General features: G+C 38.8%; 11 protein-coding genes. 9 read left to right on the top strand and 2 right to left on the bottom strand.

All coding sequences use genetic code 11. From position 1 onward, the window contains the following. The first annotated feature begins 87 nt into the window (after positions 1 to 87). The 6 genes from pstA to hppD all read left to right on the top strand — a co-directional run bounded on the left by pstA (position 88) and on the right by hppD (position 6484). Complete coding sequence (gene pstA / locus H6H03_RS00055; protein WP_190953045.1) at positions 88 to 966, top strand: phosphate ABC transporter permease PstA; 879 nt, start codon at positions 88 to 90, stop codon at positions 964 to 966. 46 nt (positions 967 to 1012) lie between these two features. Next, complete coding sequence (gene pstB / locus H6H03_RS00050; RefSeq protein WP_190953044.1) at positions 1013 to 1792, top strand: phosphate ABC transporter ATP-binding protein PstB; 780 nt, start codon at positions 1013 to 1015, stop codon at positions 1790 to 1792. Positions 1793 to 2058: 266 nt separating this feature from the next. Next, complete coding sequence (gene pstB / locus H6H03_RS00045) at positions 2059 to 2838, top strand: phosphate ABC transporter ATP-binding protein PstB (protein ID WP_190953043.1); 780 nt, start codon at positions 2059 to 2061, stop codon at positions 2836 to 2838. 248 nt (positions 2839 to 3086) lie between these two features. Further along, entirely contained in the window at positions 3087 to 4376 is a 1290-nt protein-coding gene (locus H6H03_RS00040; RefSeq protein ID WP_190953042.1) for an IS1/IS1595 family N-terminal zinc-binding domain-containing protein, read from the top strand. 184 nt (positions 4377 to 4560) lie between these two features. Then, entirely contained in the window at positions 4561 to 5265 is a 705-nt protein-coding gene (locus H6H03_RS00035; RefSeq protein WP_190953041.1) for an SDR family oxidoreductase, read from the top strand. A gap of 115 nt (positions 5266 to 5380) precedes the next feature. Continuing rightward, positions 5381 to 6484 (top strand): 4-hydroxyphenylpyruvate dioxygenase, encoded by a 1104-nt coding sequence (hppD, locus tag H6H03_RS00030; protein WP_190953040.1) that lies wholly within the window; start codon positions 5381 to 5383, stop codon positions 6482 to 6484. 186 nt (positions 6485 to 6670) lie between these two features. On the opposite strand, the gene H6H03_RS00025 is transcribed toward hppD, so the two are convergent. After that, positions 6671 to 11656 carry a beta strand repeat-containing protein gene (locus H6H03_RS00025; RefSeq protein ID WP_190953039.1) on the bottom strand — a complete coding sequence of 1662 codons (4986 nt, stop codon included), beginning with the start codon at positions 11654 to 11656 and terminating at the stop codon, positions 6671 to 6673. 72 nt (positions 11657 to 11728) lie between these two features. Continuing rightward, a complete protein-coding gene (locus tag H6H03_RS00020; protein ID WP_190953038.1) occupies positions 11729 to 14083 on the bottom strand; it encodes a PhoX family protein in 2355 nt (784 codons plus the stop codon). A 216-nt stretch (positions 14084 to 14299) separates the two neighbouring features. Here H6H03_RS00020 and H6H03_RS00015 point away from each other — a divergent pair, with 216 nt between their 5' ends. From H6H03_RS00015 to H6H03_RS00005, 3 genes are all read left to right on the top strand, one after another. After that, positions 14300 to 14464, top strand: a complete 165-nt coding sequence (locus tag H6H03_RS00015) for a hypothetical protein (protein WP_190953037.1) — start codon at positions 14300 to 14302, stop codon at positions 14462 to 14464. Positions 14465 to 14698: 234 nt separating this feature from the next. Then, entirely contained in the window at positions 14699 to 15391 is a 693-nt protein-coding gene (locus tag H6H03_RS00010) for an HAD family hydrolase (protein WP_190953036.1), read from the top strand. Between the two features lie 122 nt (positions 15392 to 15513). Continuing rightward, on the top strand, positions 15514 to 16260 hold the full coding sequence (locus H6H03_RS00005; RefSeq protein WP_190953035.1) for a protein rep: 747 nt from the start codon (positions 15514 to 15516) through the stop codon (positions 16258 to 16260). The last annotated feature ends 57 nt before the right edge of the window (positions 16261 to 16317 follow it).

The following is a 16317-nucleotide window of genomic DNA, read 5'->3' as shown; positions in this document are numbered from 1 at the left end:
AGAATTCAGAATGAATTAGTTGTGATGTGTGATTGGTAATTGCTATGGGGCAAGAGTTTTATTTATTGATTAAAAACTGGTAAAAATATGAGTGATTACATCGAAGCTGAAAATGATGAATCTATCACGGCAGAATTATGCAGCCCCCTACCAAAAGAGCGAGTCATATTTACTTATTTAATGAATGCGATCGCCTTTGGTTTCACAATTATAGTACTCATTCCTTTATTATCAATTTTATGGGAAATTTTCATCCGGGGAATATCGGGAATTAAAGGAGAAGTTTTTGTTAAATCAGTAATTGATAATGGGTTTGGTAATGCTATTTTAGGAACCATAACTATGGTAGCCATTGGTGCTTTTTTAAGCATTCCCACAGGCGTAATGACAGGGATTTTTTTGGCAGAATTTGGTGAAAATCCAATTGCTAATATCGTTCGCTTTATCACTAGTATTCTTACAGGCGTACCTTCAATTGTTGTAGGAATATTCGCTTACGGTATAATCGTTTTAACAACTAAAGGATTTAGTGCGATCGCAGGTGGTTTTGCCTTAGCTGTGATTATGCTACCAGTGATTATATTAACAACAGAAGAATCCTTGAAACTTATTCCCACATCTCAACGTCTCGCCTCTGCTGCTTTAGGCGGAACTCGTTTTCAAACTACCTTTCGCATCGTTGTCACTGCGGCAATTCCTGGAATTACTACAGGCGTTTTATTAGCGGTAGCTCGTGCTGCTGGTGAAACAGCACCTTTACTTTTTACTGCTTTATTTAGTCTAGATTGGTCAGAAGGTTTGTTAAGTCCAACAGCTTCCTTACCAGTATTAATTTTTAACCTCTACAACGATCCAGACCCGGAAAAAAATCAATTAGTATGGACTACTTCGATAATTTTATTAGGCTTAATTTTATGTGTCAGTATTATTTCTCGCGTAGTTATTAGCCAAAGAAAAATTAAATAGATAAAATTCTATTTTAATAAATTTTTATTTTCCACCTGGGCAATTTATGAATAAACTAATTCCAGCTATTAAAGTAAAAAATATCAGTTTTTACTATGGCACGTTCAAAGCGATCGAAAAGATATCAATAGATATTTATCGAAACCAAGTAACAGCACTTATCGGCCCTAGTGGTTGTGGCAAATCTACCTTCATCAAAATTCTGAATCGGATTAGTGAATTAGAAGGCCCTGTAAAAGTTGAAGGTGAGGTAGAATTTTTTGGCCAAAATATTTATGCTCCTCGTGTCAACATCAATAGATTACGCCGCCAAATTGGTATGGTTTTCCAAAAACCGAATCCTTTTCCTATCAGCATTTATGAAAATGTTGCCTACGGAATGAGAATAGCAGGTAGATATCCAAAAATAGAACTAGATGAAATTGTCGAGTCTGCCCTCAAAAGTGCTGCTTTATGGGATGAAGTTAAAGATAAATTAGATAAATCAGCTTTAGGGCTTTCTGGTGGTCAACAACAGAGATTATGTATTGCCCGTGCTTTAGCAGTTAAACCAAAAGTTCTGTTGATGGATGAACCTTGCTCGGCTCTTGACCCCATCGCCACCATGAAAGTTGAGGAACTAATCCACAGTTTGCGTTCTCAGTTAACCATCGCGATCGTTACCCACAACATGCAGCAAGCTGCTCGCGTCTCTGATTTTACCGCTTTCTTCAGCACCGACGAAAGTCGAATTGGTCAAATGATTGAATTTGGCGCCACAGAGCAAATCTTTAACAACCCACTCGACCCCCGCACCCGCGACTACATTTCAGGACGTTTTGGGTAAAAAGTTATTGGGTATAGGGCATGGGGCATGGGGCATTGGTTATTAATTCTTATCCCTCACTTTCTCATCTGCTTTTAAATTTTCTCAACAATGATTTTTGCGACATAACTTAATATAAACATTTACTAACGGTATATTTGCTATACATCTACCGTATACTTACGTATTTTCCATGAAGTTCTCCTTTTAGGAGTAACATAGTGAAACAGCACTGCTGATTTGTAATACCTTACTTAGTCAAGTATTGTTTCACACGTTTTGGGAATATGAGTAAACTAATTCCAGCCATCAGAGTCAAAAACTTCAGCTTCTATTACGAGACTCAAAAGATAGTTGAAGGCGTGTCAATGGATATTTACCAAAACCAAATCACGGCAATTATTGGTTCTAGTGGTTGTGGCAAGTCTACTTTTCTTAAATCGTTAAATCGGATGAATGAATTAGAAGCAGAAGTGAATGTTGAAGGAAGAGTAGAATTTTATGGACAGAATATTTATGAGCGCCGTGTCAATTTGAGTAGATTACGTCGCCAAATTAGTATGGTTTTTCCCAAGCCAAATCTTTTCCCCATGAGCGTTTATGATAATGTTGCCTATGGTGTGAAATTAGTTGGATGGCATCCGAAAGTAGAATTAGATGCAATTGTCGAATCTGCCATTAAAGCTGCCGAACTTTGGGATGAACTAAAAAATAAGCTGCACAAATCTGCTTTAGAACTTTCTGGGGGACAACAACAAAGACTATGTATTGCCCGTGCTTTAGCAGTTAAACCAAAAGTTTTACTGATGGATGAACCTTGTTCGGGTCTCGATCCTATTGGTAGTATGCAAATTGAAAATCTGATTCATAACTTGCGTTCAGAGTTGACAATTGTGATTGTTACCCATAACTTGCAGCAAGTTACTCGCCTATCTGATTTTACGGCTTTCTTTCACAGTAATGAAAATCGCATTACTCAAATGGTTGAATTTGGTACTACAAATAAAATTTTTACTAATCCCCTTGATTCTCGTACCCGCGATTACATTTTTGCCCGCGTCGGTTAAAATCTTGCTTAAATTTTGGCTTTTGAGAAGACTGTGAGTAGGAATTATATCACTCAGTACAACACGAAAAGTCTGATTCTCTACTCCCTAGCTACGCAAATAAGTTGAAAAATCAAAACAGATTAGTGTAATTTAATTTCTACGAGCTTTGAGTTTTTCTTGTGTTGGGCAATGCTAATCTAAGTTGACACAATTTTTTATACTATAAACTTAAGAAGAGTATCTGCTTTAGACCACCTGAACAGAAAATGAAATGTCCCCGGTGCGAGTCTACTTCATATCGTAAAAATGGTCGTCGGAATGGCAAGCAGAATTACCTGTGCAAAATCTGTGGTAAACAATTCCTTGAGCCGACACCTCCTTTGCTGGAAACTGACTTAATTGCCAACAGCAACGGCCACAGTAAACAAACTATGGCTGAAGCTTCAGAAATTGCTTTAGCAGAGAAACTACCACTAGAAAAATTTACTGAAACCAGTCTTAGCTCTTTTAGTTCTATCTTAGCTGAAGAACTACGAAGAATTTTATTATCCCCTGATTCGCTAGAATCTGATACTTTAAACCAATTTATTCAAAGATTTCAGCAAAAACATAAAATTAAACATCACTTAGAAGCAAAAACTTCTCTTTTACTTTTAGATGCAGAAAATTTAAAATTAGATATTAATTGTGAATTATTTTTAGCGAGTATATGTGAATATCCTCTGCAAGTTAAATTGGCATTTGCTAACTGGAGAAATCCCAGTATTGGCAAGCAGGATATTGAACTTTATAAGCGTGGCTATCAACTTATTCATGTACCTGGAGGCAAGGATAGTGCTGATGCCAAAATGATTGGATTTGGTGCTTCTGTATTACGGTCTTATCCAACAGTTAAAGAAATTTTAGTCTGTTCTGGCGATGGAATTTTAATCCACCTCTGCAACGAACTCCAAAATCAAGGATTGATTGTCTATTGGGTGCGTAGACAAGGACAAACTTTGCATGTAGAAAACAGAAATACTGGCAACTTAACTCATTATTCCATAACAATGGCCAGAGAAATTCCATCCTTAGAACAAGTAGTTGAAGAAATCCAAGATTTAATTAAAAATGAACAAAACTCAATTAATACTAGATTACAAACCTTAGCGACTATTGCCACTTTATTTGAAGAAAGGCGCAACCTCAATACCAACATTCATCAAAATAGACCAGAAATTGAAGAAGTAATTAATTCTACAGATGAGTTATCTGCACAATCGATTAATGTTAAACAGGAAGAACAAGAAAATTTTATTCAAATTGGCGATCGCGAAACTTTAGATAAATTTTTATTAAAAATAATTCGAGATTTTCAAATCAATTCTCCTAAAACTAAATTATCTGTATCTAAACTAGGTACAGAGATACAGAAAATAACTGGAGAATCTCCTACTTCAATTGTCAAAAAATTAAAGTTAGGTTCTAGTTTGACCAAATATTTAGAATCATCTCCCACATTTATATTAAAACCAAGCGGCAATGAATATGAGGTAATGCCGCGATCGCTGGAGTAGATATTTTCTGAACATTTATAGCAGCGAACAGAGAACATGCAACAGGCAACAGGCTTAAAAGTCCTTTGCTGTCGGGGTTTGACCATAGCTTTATGTCCTAACCTGCCTGGTAACTCCTATAGCTATAACTTGAGTCCATAATTCAGTATTATGTAAAAAGATGTAAAGAAATGTAAATATAAAAATGCAGGATAAAGTCGTTGTTATTGTCGGTGCTACCGGCGGTATTGGTTCAGCCTTAACACGTAAACTTGCGCCTACCGGAGTGAAGCTTGTATTGGCTGCCAGAGATGCGGTGCGTTTAACCACACTGGCTGCTGATTTACCAGGAAAAGTTTTGACCGTTCCCACCGATATCACCGATCCTCAACAGGTAAACACATTGATCGAAAAAACTGTTGCTGAGTTTGGTCAAATCGATATTTTGGTGAATGCTGCTGGTGCTGGTATACTCAAGCCTTACAATAGCTTAGAACCCGCTGATTTAGACAAGATGTTAGATATCAACTTAAAAGGCAGCTTTTACACTACTCAGGCAGCTGCCCAAGAGATGCAAAAACGCAAGTCTGGTCACATCTGTAACGTGGTGGGAATTCTTGGCAAGCATTCGATGGGGATGGCTGCGGCTTATTCTGCTTCTAAGTTTGGTGTTGTGGGTTTCAGCAAGTGCATGGCAGAGGAACTTAAGCGCTTTGGTATCAAGTTCACGCTATTCTACTTTGGTGGGGTAGATTCTCCTTTTTGGGATAACGTCAGCTTAAAAGTAGACCGGAAAAAAATGCTCAGTGCTGAAACTGCGGCCAATGCGATTTTCTTTGCTCTTTCTGCCGAACCGCAAGCTGTACCAATGGAAATTAACATTCAACCTGATAGCCATCTGTTTTTTTAGGTCTGGGGACGTTGTAGTTCGCCTACATAATTCTTGCTTGGGAAAGACGTGAAAATTTAGCAAAAAAAGCAAAATTTAGAAATATATAAGCTCTTATGCTGGATTTTCGGTAACTATGAAAATTGATAGCGTTCATTTCTATGTAGAAAACGCCAAAACGTGGCGGGATTGGTTTGTACACCATCTTGGTTTTCAAACAGTAGCCCGCACTAGTTCATTTCATACTTGCACAGAAGTAGTCAAAAGTGGTAGCGTCTGCTTTTTGCTATCTTCACCACTGTTACCCACAAGTCCGGTGGCTGAATTTCTGCGTCAATATCCTCCTGGTGTAGCTGATGTTGCCTTTGCTGTGGAAGACGTAGAAGCAGCGATCGCCCATGCTAAAATGCACGGTGCTACAGTTCTACAACCCATACTCGAACAAAATGTAGGCGGAACATCCCTTAAGTGGAGCAAAATTGCCGCTTGGGGTGGACTAACTCATACGCTGATAGAAAGAGAAGTAAAAAAAGACGCGGAGAGTGGGAGACGCGGGGACGCGGAGAATTCTGTCACCGTGTCCCCGCGTCCTCGCGTCCCCGCGTCCTCTTTAATTACTGCCATAGACCACATCGTACTCAACGTAGAAATTGGCGATTTAGAACGTGCTGTTGCATGGTACGAAAACATCCTCGATTTTCAACCCCAACAGGTATTTAAAATTAAAACCGATCGGTCTGCTTTACATAGTCAAGTAATGGTTTCGCGTAACGGCAATGTACAATTGCCAATTAATGAGCCAGCTACCAGGAATTCCCAAATACAGGAATTTTTAGATGTTAATCGGGGGCCGGGTATTCAACATATTGCTTTGCGGACAACAAATATTGTGAGTGCGATCGCTAAATTTCGTGCTAGTGGTTTATCCTTACTTTCAGTTCCTCAAAGCTATTACACCCAGCTAAAAAAGCGTCCAGGATTTACATTATCAGATTTAGAAATTGAGGCGATCGCTCAACAAGAAATTCTCGTAGACTGGCAAGAATATACTTCTTTAGAGGAAGGAAATCCCGCGCCCTTATTACTACAAATTTTTACCCAGCCAATATTTGAACAGCCGACATTTTTCTTTGAATTTATTGAGCGCCGTTTCCAAGCTCAAGGTTTCGGCGAAGGAAACTTTCGCGCTTTATTTGAAGCCATTGAAAGCGAACAAATCAAACGCGGTACTTTGCAATAACTACTGATAAGCTGAAAAATATTTAATTTGCATAACCGAATTAAACATAACTCTTGTGGGGTGGACATCTTGCCCGCCCTAATTATGCAAGTTATACCAATTAAAAAAAAGAATGCGACAAATACACCATTTTGTAGAGACGCGATTCATCGCGTCTTCACCCAAGGATGTGTTACTCTGCTATGGTCATATTTGAAAATCTGAAATATTATCAAGATTAATATTAAAATTGTCTATGTCACTAAATTGATTTCCTGTAATTGTTACCTCTACTGAATTAGTGCTATCGTTGCCATTATTAGTTGCATGGATACCGTTTCCATCAATTACCGAAAGAACATTGTTGGAGATGGTAGCACTGCTACTAACATTATCATCAAAAAATTCTAGGTTAATAGCATCAGTCAATATCGAGTCTCCTGGGTTAAAATCTCGCACATTGGTAATTGTGTTCCCAGATATTGTAAAGATGGTCTGAGAATTATTCCTGACTTGAAAATTAATTCCATTATTATTGGTTATGGTGTTAATAGTATTCCCAGAAACAGTAATATTGTTAGCAACAACATCATCAGCAGCTTGGAAGCTAATACCATTTGAGGCTGTACTTGTGTCTACTCCAGTGATTTCATTGTTATTAATAGTTATACTGCTCAAATTAGCACTGTCTGTTAATTGAACATCCACACCGCTACCAATATTAGAAATGGTATTATTATTAATCTGTGCTGTACCGGATGCCGTACCAGACAATCTAACGCTAATATCATTCGAGTTTTCTGATAAAGTATTCTCACCAATTGTTAAATCGACATTCCCTGTAGAATTTTGGGTAAAAATACCAAAACTGTTGTTAAGACCGTTAATAATATTTTGGTTAATGGTAACTGTACCTGTTACTTCAGATAAGGCAATACTTTCTTGATTGGCATCAGTAATTGTATTGCTATCTATATTAATAGTACCGTTAGAATTTTCTACCTGTATACCTTGAGTACCTGCATTGGTGATAGCATTATCAGTAATTTTTGCTATCTGTCCACCACTCAATTTAATTCCTACAGCTTGGGTGTTTTGAATAGTGTTATTTACTACCTTTAAATTGCCTTGCAAATCATCTAAACCAATACCTTCAGCAGTGGTATTTGAGATTTGATTGTCTGTAATCTGCACATCCAAAGTAGTTGTATTGCTGAAGTTACCTGCACTAATACCGCGTCCAGCTATGTCAGAGATGTTATTACTAGTAACATTGACTGTAGAATTGCTATTATCAAAAAACTCTATATTGATACCATCAGTAAAATTAAGATCTCCAGTAATAGTATCTCTAATATCGCTAATTTTGTTATTAGAAATTGTAAGTATAGCACTACTATTTTCATTAAGTTGAAGATTAATTCCATCTCCATTGGTTATGGTGTTGATAGTATTGCCTGAGACAGTAACATTATCGGCAAGAACATTGTTAAACGCTTCTAAGTTGATCGCATTAGATGTGATATCTGCATTAACTCCATTGATTTGATTAGCGTTGATAGCTACACTGCTCAAATTAGTGCTACCTGACAATTGTACATCTACAGCAGTACCATTATTAGTGATAGTGTTGCTGTTAATTTCTAAGGTTCCCGAAGCCGTACCTGCTAAACTTACACGTATATCGTTAAAGTTTTCTGCCAAATTATTACTATTTACTGTTAAAGCTGTTGCACCTGTAGTATTGCTGATAACAATACCATTGTTACTATTAATGCCGTCAATAGTATTTTGGTTAACACTAACTGTACCTGTAACGTTAGATAAGCTAATACTTTCTTGTTGAGCATCTGTAATTGTATTGTTATTGACGTTAGTAGTAATGGTTGCAGTTTCTATCTGAATACCTTGTCCGCCTGCATTAGTAATGTTGTTATTGATAACTTGAGGATTGGTTACCTGTTGTAGTTTTATACCATCTCCAGAAGTATTGGTAATGGTGTTAGTATCAGCTATGAAGTTAACTATATTGTCTGAAGTTTCGTTGAAGATATTAATACCAGTTCCTTGAATATCAGAGATATTATTTGTGGCAATATTCACTGTGGTATTGATATTAGAAGCATCAAAATTATTCAAGAATTGCAGGTCAATACCATTACCTTCTGTGGTGATTTGGGCAATGATATTGTCAATAATAACAATTTCTTGAGCATTATCACCACCAGCGAACTGCATATAAATGCCGTTACCTATTGGGATTTGGGAAATATTGTTATTGGAGAGGATGACATTAGCCTTAGCATCGTCAAACAATTCTATATTAATGCCATCAGTAAAGTTCAAGTCTCCTAAATCAGTATCTTGGATATTGCTGATTGTGTTACTAGAAATTGTGAATGTGGCAGTGCTAGTACCATTAAGTTGTAAGTTGATGCCATCACCATTACTTATGGTATTGATAGTATTATCAGAAATGGTGATATTTGCCACAGCCGCGTTTTCAAATGCTTGGAAACTAATACCATTTGATGCGGTACTTATATCTACTCCTGTGATTTGATTATTTTTAATATCTACACTGCTTAAACTGGTATTTTCTCCTAATTGAATATCCAAAGCAGTACCATTATTCGTGATGGTGTTGTCATTAATTTGTAGTTTTCCAGTTGTGCCAGCTAAACTGACGCGAACATCATTAAAGTTTTCCGTCAACTGGTTATTGGCAATTGTTAAATTGACATCACCTGCGGTATTTGTAAAGTCAATACCAGTATTATTGTTGCTACCATTAATGTTGTTCTGATTAATAGTTGCGATGCCTGTGATTTCTGATAACTTAATGCTTTCTTGATTGGCATCAGTTAAGGTATTATTACTAACATTTGTAGTACCGCTAGCAGTTTCTATTACAATACCTTGATCGCCAGTATTACTAATATTGTTCGTAGTAACTGAAGGAGAAACAACTTGAGCTAGCTGGATACCATCTCCCGAAATATTGTTGATAGTATTACTATTAATTGTAGGACGAACGATCGCATTATCTGTTGCTTGTAATTGAATAGCGCGATCGCCACTATCACCACTGCCAATATTTTGGATAATATTATTAGCAATAGTCACAGTTACATCTGCTTTATCTGCCACTTCAAAGTCAATACCATCATTCCCAGACGTATCTAAAGTATTACCTGTAATCGTGAAACTAGTAATACTATTATTAAACAAATTGACAGCCGGAGTTGCAGCTTCTGGCTTGAGCAAATCAACCTCAATACTACTATCACCAACATTAGTAATAATGTTATTGGCAATAGTAAAATTACCTTGAGAATTGGCAACGGCATTAATTGAAATCCCTTCATCGACAATGTTAGTCAAGGTGTTACCACTAATTACAAACGTGCCTTGACCTAAGTTACCTAAATTCAAATCGATACCATCTGCACCAGAACCACCATTAACTTGACCATTGTAAATAATCTGGTTATTGAGGATATTAGCTGTAATGCTAGCGTTGCTACTACAAGTTTTATTTACAAACGCTGCATCAACATCACGACAGAGATTAACTTCAATACCATCTACTCTGTAATTACTATCAACATCAAAGTTGGTGATGATGCGGTTATCGGTAATTGTTAAATCTGTAATCCCTTGGTAATTCCAAACAAAAATCCCACTTTCTAAACTAGTGTCAATTACAGGACTGCGGGTATCAGTAATAGTATTTCTGGCAATTTCTAGTGTACCTGTAACATTTTCTAAATAAATACCTTCGCTAAAAGCATTGGTGATTTTATTATCTAAAATTCTGACATTGCTAATATTAGTTCCCTTAACACCTCTGGCGTCATCAGTCCCAGGAATTTGAATATTAAATCCAGAAATAACAGTATTATTCCCCAGTGTAATTAATCCATTCCCAGTAGGAACTGCGCCAGTAATTGTTGGATGTATCCCACTACCGGATAAAGGTAGGGTGACGACTCCCAAATTTTTGACATCAACTATTTGTAGAGGGCCACTAGAGAACACTCGAACGCCATCGGGAATAGCAAATGGTGGAAAAACAGTGGTTGGATTAGAACGAACATAAATAACATTGTCTGCTTTCGCTACCGCCAAAGCGTCAGCAATTGTGCCAAAAGGAGCTTCAAAAGTACCATTACCGGTACCACCGGGTGCTACGTGGATAATGATAGAGCGATCGCTATTATTATTAGTAGGAGTTTGAGGATTATTTGTAGGAGTATTAGGATTATTAGTAGGAGTATTAGTATTACTTGTAGAACCTTGATTGTTTGATTCAATCATTGCAGCAAAACTATCAGTTCTGTTTTCAACAGCAACTAAAATAGTAGCTTGGTTCTCTACTGTTGTTGCCATCCGTGCTAAAGCACTATCTTTCTTCGGCTTGCTTCTCCTAGCGCCACTACCAGGGAAATTTGCACCAATACTAAAAACTAGCCTAGTATCAAATAGGTCATCATTTTGTAGAGAAAGACTCAAACCCAAATAATCATTAGGACGAGCTTCGATTCTCGTTTTCCAGCCAAAAGCTTCCCTTGATTGACCGCCAGAGTAGTAGTACACACCCGCATAACCCCGCAAGTCGCCACTACCAATCCTTGCTAAACGCGTACCAACTTCTGCATCTACGCCAGACATCGCCACTTCTAAAAAGCGCGATCGCTCTATCATTAATGAATTACCTTGAAAGAATGGCAGATTCCTTTGGTCAAATTGCTTTTCTGAAGAATTCAAAGGAAGATAAGCATTAAAACGAAAATCCCAACTACCTAAAGTTTCAAAACCTAGCCCTAATTGATCGAAATTACTCCTACCTGTATCGCGATTAGAATAAGAAATATAGCCACCAATAATGCGATTATCTTTTTGGCTAAAAAATCGATGTCCGAACAATATATTGCTAGCTAAATTAGAGTCATTATCTAATAAAACCTTCCCTTGTAAGAAAGTCAAACTATTGCCAGGAGTTTGTAAAACAGGCAAAAAACCCTCAAAACTGCTAAATGATTCATATCCTGCTCCCTCAGTGGTGTAGCGTACTCCAAAGCGGGGTGAAAATATCGGTTCTGGTTCTGGTATTGTTTGAGCAATCGCTGTTGACGCACAAGCCAAAACTCCAAACAAAGTAACGCAACCCAAATATTTCAAATTATTCATTGGTAGACCTGATATATAAAATCCAAATCAATGTAGAGACGTTGCAGTGCAACGTCTCCTGTTCTCCAAAAATTAGATAAACCTGCTAGTAGAATTTTTGCGGCGAATACCAATTACACAAGGACGAGGAATACCCGTAGATTCTCCTTTTCCACCATCAGCAACTGGAATATTACTAGGCCAGCTACTACCACGCTGCACACTACGAGTCTGATTGAACGTAGTACCATCCAAATCCAGTAATTCAATACTGCGACTCAATACTGTGCCATCATTAATCGGACAATTTTCACCTGGATGTTGCACAGAAACAATTAAAGTATCACCAACAAAAGTAGGGCCTGTGATTTCACAACGCACCGGGCCGTAAGCAAAAGGTATAACTTTTCCCGCATCAACTCCACTGGTGGGAATATAGAATAACCAGTTATTCCCAAAAACACCAGTAAAGGTGGAAACATTGCCAATAAGACTGTGATTGATAGTAGTCTGTGTACCCGCAGCACCAGTGCTAAAACCATTGTGAGTGTCCGTGGACATATCCGTTACACCCCAGACATTACCTTGATTGTCAAACGTCAAGTTATCGACGCTAGCAAAACCAGCACCACTGATTGAACCAGCTTCCCCACCTTGGGCTAATTTTTGCCATGTGAAGGTTGTACCCGTACCATCAGCACTATTTTCAATAATTTTGTAGATTCCCCCTGATTGTTGGGTGGCGTTCACAGCCCCACTTAATTTGGCAACCTGGAAAATACGAGAGTCAGGATAACCATCACCACCGGGTGCGCCGTCAGTATAGGCGATAAATACTTCTTTGGTAGTGGGATGAACTTCGATGTCTTCAGGACGGGCAGTAGGAGTTCCCCCAACGAGGTTAGCCGCCAGGAAAGCATCACAAAGGATTGCTCCTTGGGAGGTGTAGAAGTTGCTTAATGTCTTATTTTGATAACCTGGAAGTGCTGTAGCTTGGTTGCTGCGCGTACAACCGAACGCGCCACCATCTTGAGTTTGCCCAGCTATACCATTACGTCTAGGTAAGGGTAAAAGGCCGTCTCTTTGGGCTGAACCTAAAGCCGCAAACTCTACAGAAGAAAGTGTAGTCGGAGAAACGGGATTAGTAGGAGTACTTAAGAGTAATGGTATCCATTGCCCTGTGCCATCTGGATTATATTTGGCAACGTATAAAGTACCACTTTCAAACAAGCTACTGTTAGATTTGCTGCTGATAGTGCTGACAGTCCCACTGCTGACAAACTTCCAGGTGTGGCCGCCACGTCTGTCATCACCCAAGTAAGCCACTAATTTCTTGCCTGCTTCTACCCGCAAGGCGATGTTTTCATGGCGGTAGCGGCCTAACCAAGTGTGTTTTCTGGGGCGGAAAACTGTGTCTGCGGGGTCAATTTCTACCATCCAACCGTATTTTTCCCCAACTAAGCCGAAGGTTGCGCCAGTAGTGCCACTGGTGTAACCAGTCTGTGTACCATCAGGTCTAACTGCTTCCGTCACACCAACGAAAAACGCACCACCGCCTTGAAAGTTTTCTTCAGCAGAGAGAATTGTTCCCCAAGGGGTTGTACCACCAGAACAGTTATAAGCAGTACCAATAATTTTGTTACCCAGTCCATCAGAACTGATATTAAATACTTCTGTAGCTGCTGGGCCAGTACCAATTAAATAATTTTGGTCGCCTATTTGATAGCTGAGGCTTCCCCAAAAAGTGATACTTTGATATCCATCATTTCTTTGACTATTAATTCCTAACCCAGAAAGTCCATGAAGACGACGATTTTTTGCGTCGGGAACAACTATAAAACGTCTGGCAATATTACGCCGAGAAATGCGAATAATTGAACCACCTAAGTTATATAGAAATTCTCCATCTAATTCTAGATTTCTATTAGTAGGTAAAGACCGCCCAATCACTGAAGCAAATGCAGTTGCCAGCCCTTGCACATCGCTGGGAGTTTCTGGAACTAAACCAGAAAAGGGAAAACTAACATATTCATGGTTTACCCACAAATAACCTTCGTCGGCAGTTCTACCAATGGGTATAAAACTTGTGTAGTCGCAGTTATAGCCGACATATTCATCAGAATTAGGAAATATTTTATCCCCCCAACGTACAATTACATAACGTTCATATTCTGGTGGTACGACAACATCATCAATGACGTTGTAGCTAGTTAATTTAATATCACCTGAAGCATTCATTATCTGCCCCTGACCAATTCCTATTGGTAAAAAACTCTTTACTTGTTGATAAATTGGTAAAGGATGGGGTAGACGCACTGGAGTAAAAGTTAGTGTAGTTTGCGCTATCGTCTGACTAGAAACACCATCTAAAATAGCGTCCCCTAATACAGCAGCACCAGCACTACCAGCAAAAAAGACTAAAAGTTGTCTCCGACTAACTGTAGACATAAAATCTTAATTTACTTTCCCGTTTTGCACATTCACGCTTAGCAACTACTCAAACTTCTACACAGCTACAAAAGATAAATTTGCACTGCAAAGTTCCTAGCGATCGCCCTCTCCTTTAGAGACGCCACCGCGAACGGCAACCACTCCAAGGTATGCCCGCTAGGTATACCATGCTTAAATATGTTGCAAAATTTTTTAAGTTAACCCTGCTACTGTGTGAAGATCCCAAAACAGTCTTCAACTTTGACAGCTGCTAGCCAACTACTCATTCGTTATATCTATGTATTTAGTCAATACCAGTTAGCTGATACAGCCGAAGATATGACCGCTTACATCTTAGTTGTATTTTTTCAAACTGTCACTATAGTTAAAGATGCTTAAAAATCGCTGCTAAAAACAAGGAAGCATCAGGGGTGTAAGGACAACACTGGATTTTATCAGCACTTGGGTTATGAAGTGTTTGGAGAGTTGGAAGATTTTCCTCCAGGTCATCGTCGATACTTTCTGAAAAAGTCTTTACAAAAAATACTTAGTTAAATTCAACAGTGCAGATTAGCGATCGCAAAATACCCACACAACTGCGATAATTTTAATAAAATTTAACATTTTCCAGCGATGCTAAGACTAATTACTGACTTCGACGGCCCAATTATTGATGTTTCCGAACGCTACTACCGAGTTTATCAATTTTGCCTAGAAAAAACCCGTCGCCCAGACCAACCAGTAAAAGAACTTCCCAAAGCAGAATTTTGGGAGTTCAAGCGCAAGCGCGTTCCCGAAAAACAAATCGCCTTAAATTCTGGCTTAGATGAAGCCCAAGCACAAGAATTCGCTCAGTTACGGCGACAAACAGTACATACACAACCTTACTTCGAGTATGACACCCTTGCACCGGGCGCTGTTGATGCACTGTTAAAGATTCAAGAAGCCGGAGTTGATTTAGCTGTTATGACCATGCGCCGAGTCAGGGAACTAGATTATGCCTTCCAAAAGTACGATTTAGCCGGATTTTTCCCCGAAAATCGTTGTTATTGCCTGAGTAACGACTACGTTAAAACTCGTGACATCGAAGATAAACCCTTGTTGATGAAAAGGGCATTAGAAGAACTACCTCTCGCCGCCGATACTTGGATGGTAGGAGATACAGAAGCCGACATCACGGCAGCGAAAAATCACGGTGTTAAAGCGATCGCTGTGGAATGTGGTATCCGCGATCGCACTCAATTAGAACTTTACCATCCCGACTTAATCGTTAAAGACTTAAGCGCGGCTGTAGATTTAATTCTAGAGCCTAAAAGTTTTACCTAGATTCGTCGTAATGGCTCCAAACCTGAGGGTGAAAGCTGAGCTAACTAAATATTTTTACTGAGGCTTTACTGTATAGTTAGGGTTAATTTGGGACGTTAATACCAAACTGACTCGGTGATTTTGTGTCCGCCAAAGCCTCAGACAGTAAGTTTATAACTTTTAATATATCCTCTCAAGATAAGTCGCAACCTAGTCAAAATGTACTTAGCTTAACTAATGTTGCGCCTGTAGGTAAAACTTGGGACAAGCACCGAGCCAATGCTGATAAAGTCTTCCAATATTACGCCAAAGCAGATGAACATTGCTTTCAGCAGTACGCTCGCCGAGTGAGAATATGTTCCGAGTTGCTGGAGTTTCAATTAATGCCAGAGGAATTGGAAGGTATTCTCAACTTAAAACTATCAGATGCCCGATTTTGTAGAGTTCGTCACTGTCCAGTTTGTCAGTGGCGGCGATCGCTCATGTGGAAAGCAAGGGCTTACAAAATTCTCCCACAGGTTGTTACTGACTACCCCAAGTACCGTTGGCTGTTTGTCACCTTGACTGTAAAGAATTGCCAAATTCAGGAACTTAGGGAAAACTTAGATTCGATAAATAAAGCTTTTAAGCGATTAACTGAATTAAAAGTATGGCCTGCAAAAGGTTGGGTGAAGTCTACAGAAGTAACTAAAGGTAAAAATGGAATATCGGCACATCCGCATTTACATATTTTGGCAATGGTGTCGCCTTCGTATTTCAGTCATGGTTATTTATCTCATGCCAAATGGGTAGCGTTATGGCAGCGATGCTTACGGATTGATTACCAGCCAGTTATTCATACTAGTGGGTCAAGTGGCATGGTCATAGCCAATGCTCAAGAAGAGTCTTAATGCGTTTAATCGGACGACGGGTATAAGCCCCCGAACCAGCCAGTCGATGTTGTTTTT

The sequence above is a fragment of the Nostoc paludosum FACHB-159 genome, assembly GCF_014698835.1.
GTDB lineage: Bacteria > Cyanobacteriota > Cyanobacteriia > Cyanobacteriales > Nostocaceae > Nostoc > Nostoc paludosum.
Note: the sequence above shows the minus strand (reverse complement) of the source record. Positions and strands in the feature narration are given on the sequence as shown.

Coding starts and splice junctions, on each gene's coding strand:
- pstA (WP_190953045.1), top strand. CDS start 88: ATGAGTGATTACATCGAAGCTGAAAATGATGAATCTATCACGGCAGAA.
- pstB (WP_190953044.1), top strand. CDS start 1,013: ATGAATAAACTAATTCCAGCTATTAAAGTAAAAAATATCAGTTTTTAC.
- pstB (WP_190953043.1), top strand. CDS start 2,059: ATGAGTAAACTAATTCCAGCCATCAGAGTCAAAAACTTCAGCTTCTAT.
- H6H03_RS00040 (WP_190953042.1), top strand. CDS start 3,087: ATGAAATGTCCCCGGTGCGAGTCTACTTCATATCGTAAAAATGGTCGT.
- H6H03_RS00035 (WP_190953041.1), top strand. CDS start 4,561: ATGCAGGATAAAGTCGTTGTTATTGTCGGTGCTACCGGCGGTATTGGT.
- hppD (WP_190953040.1), top strand. CDS start 5,381: ATGAAAATTGATAGCGTTCATTTCTATGTAGAAAACGCCAAAACGTGG.
- H6H03_RS00025 (WP_190953039.1), bottom strand. CDS start 11,656: ATGAATAATTTGAAATATTTGGGTTGCGTTACTTTGTTTGGAGTTTTG.
- H6H03_RS00020 (WP_190953038.1), bottom strand. CDS start 14,083: ATGTCTACAGTTAGTCGGAGACAACTTTTAGTCTTTTTTGCTGGTAGT.
- H6H03_RS00010 (WP_190953036.1), top strand. CDS start 14,699: ATGCTAAGACTAATTACTGACTTCGACGGCCCAATTATTGATGTTTCC.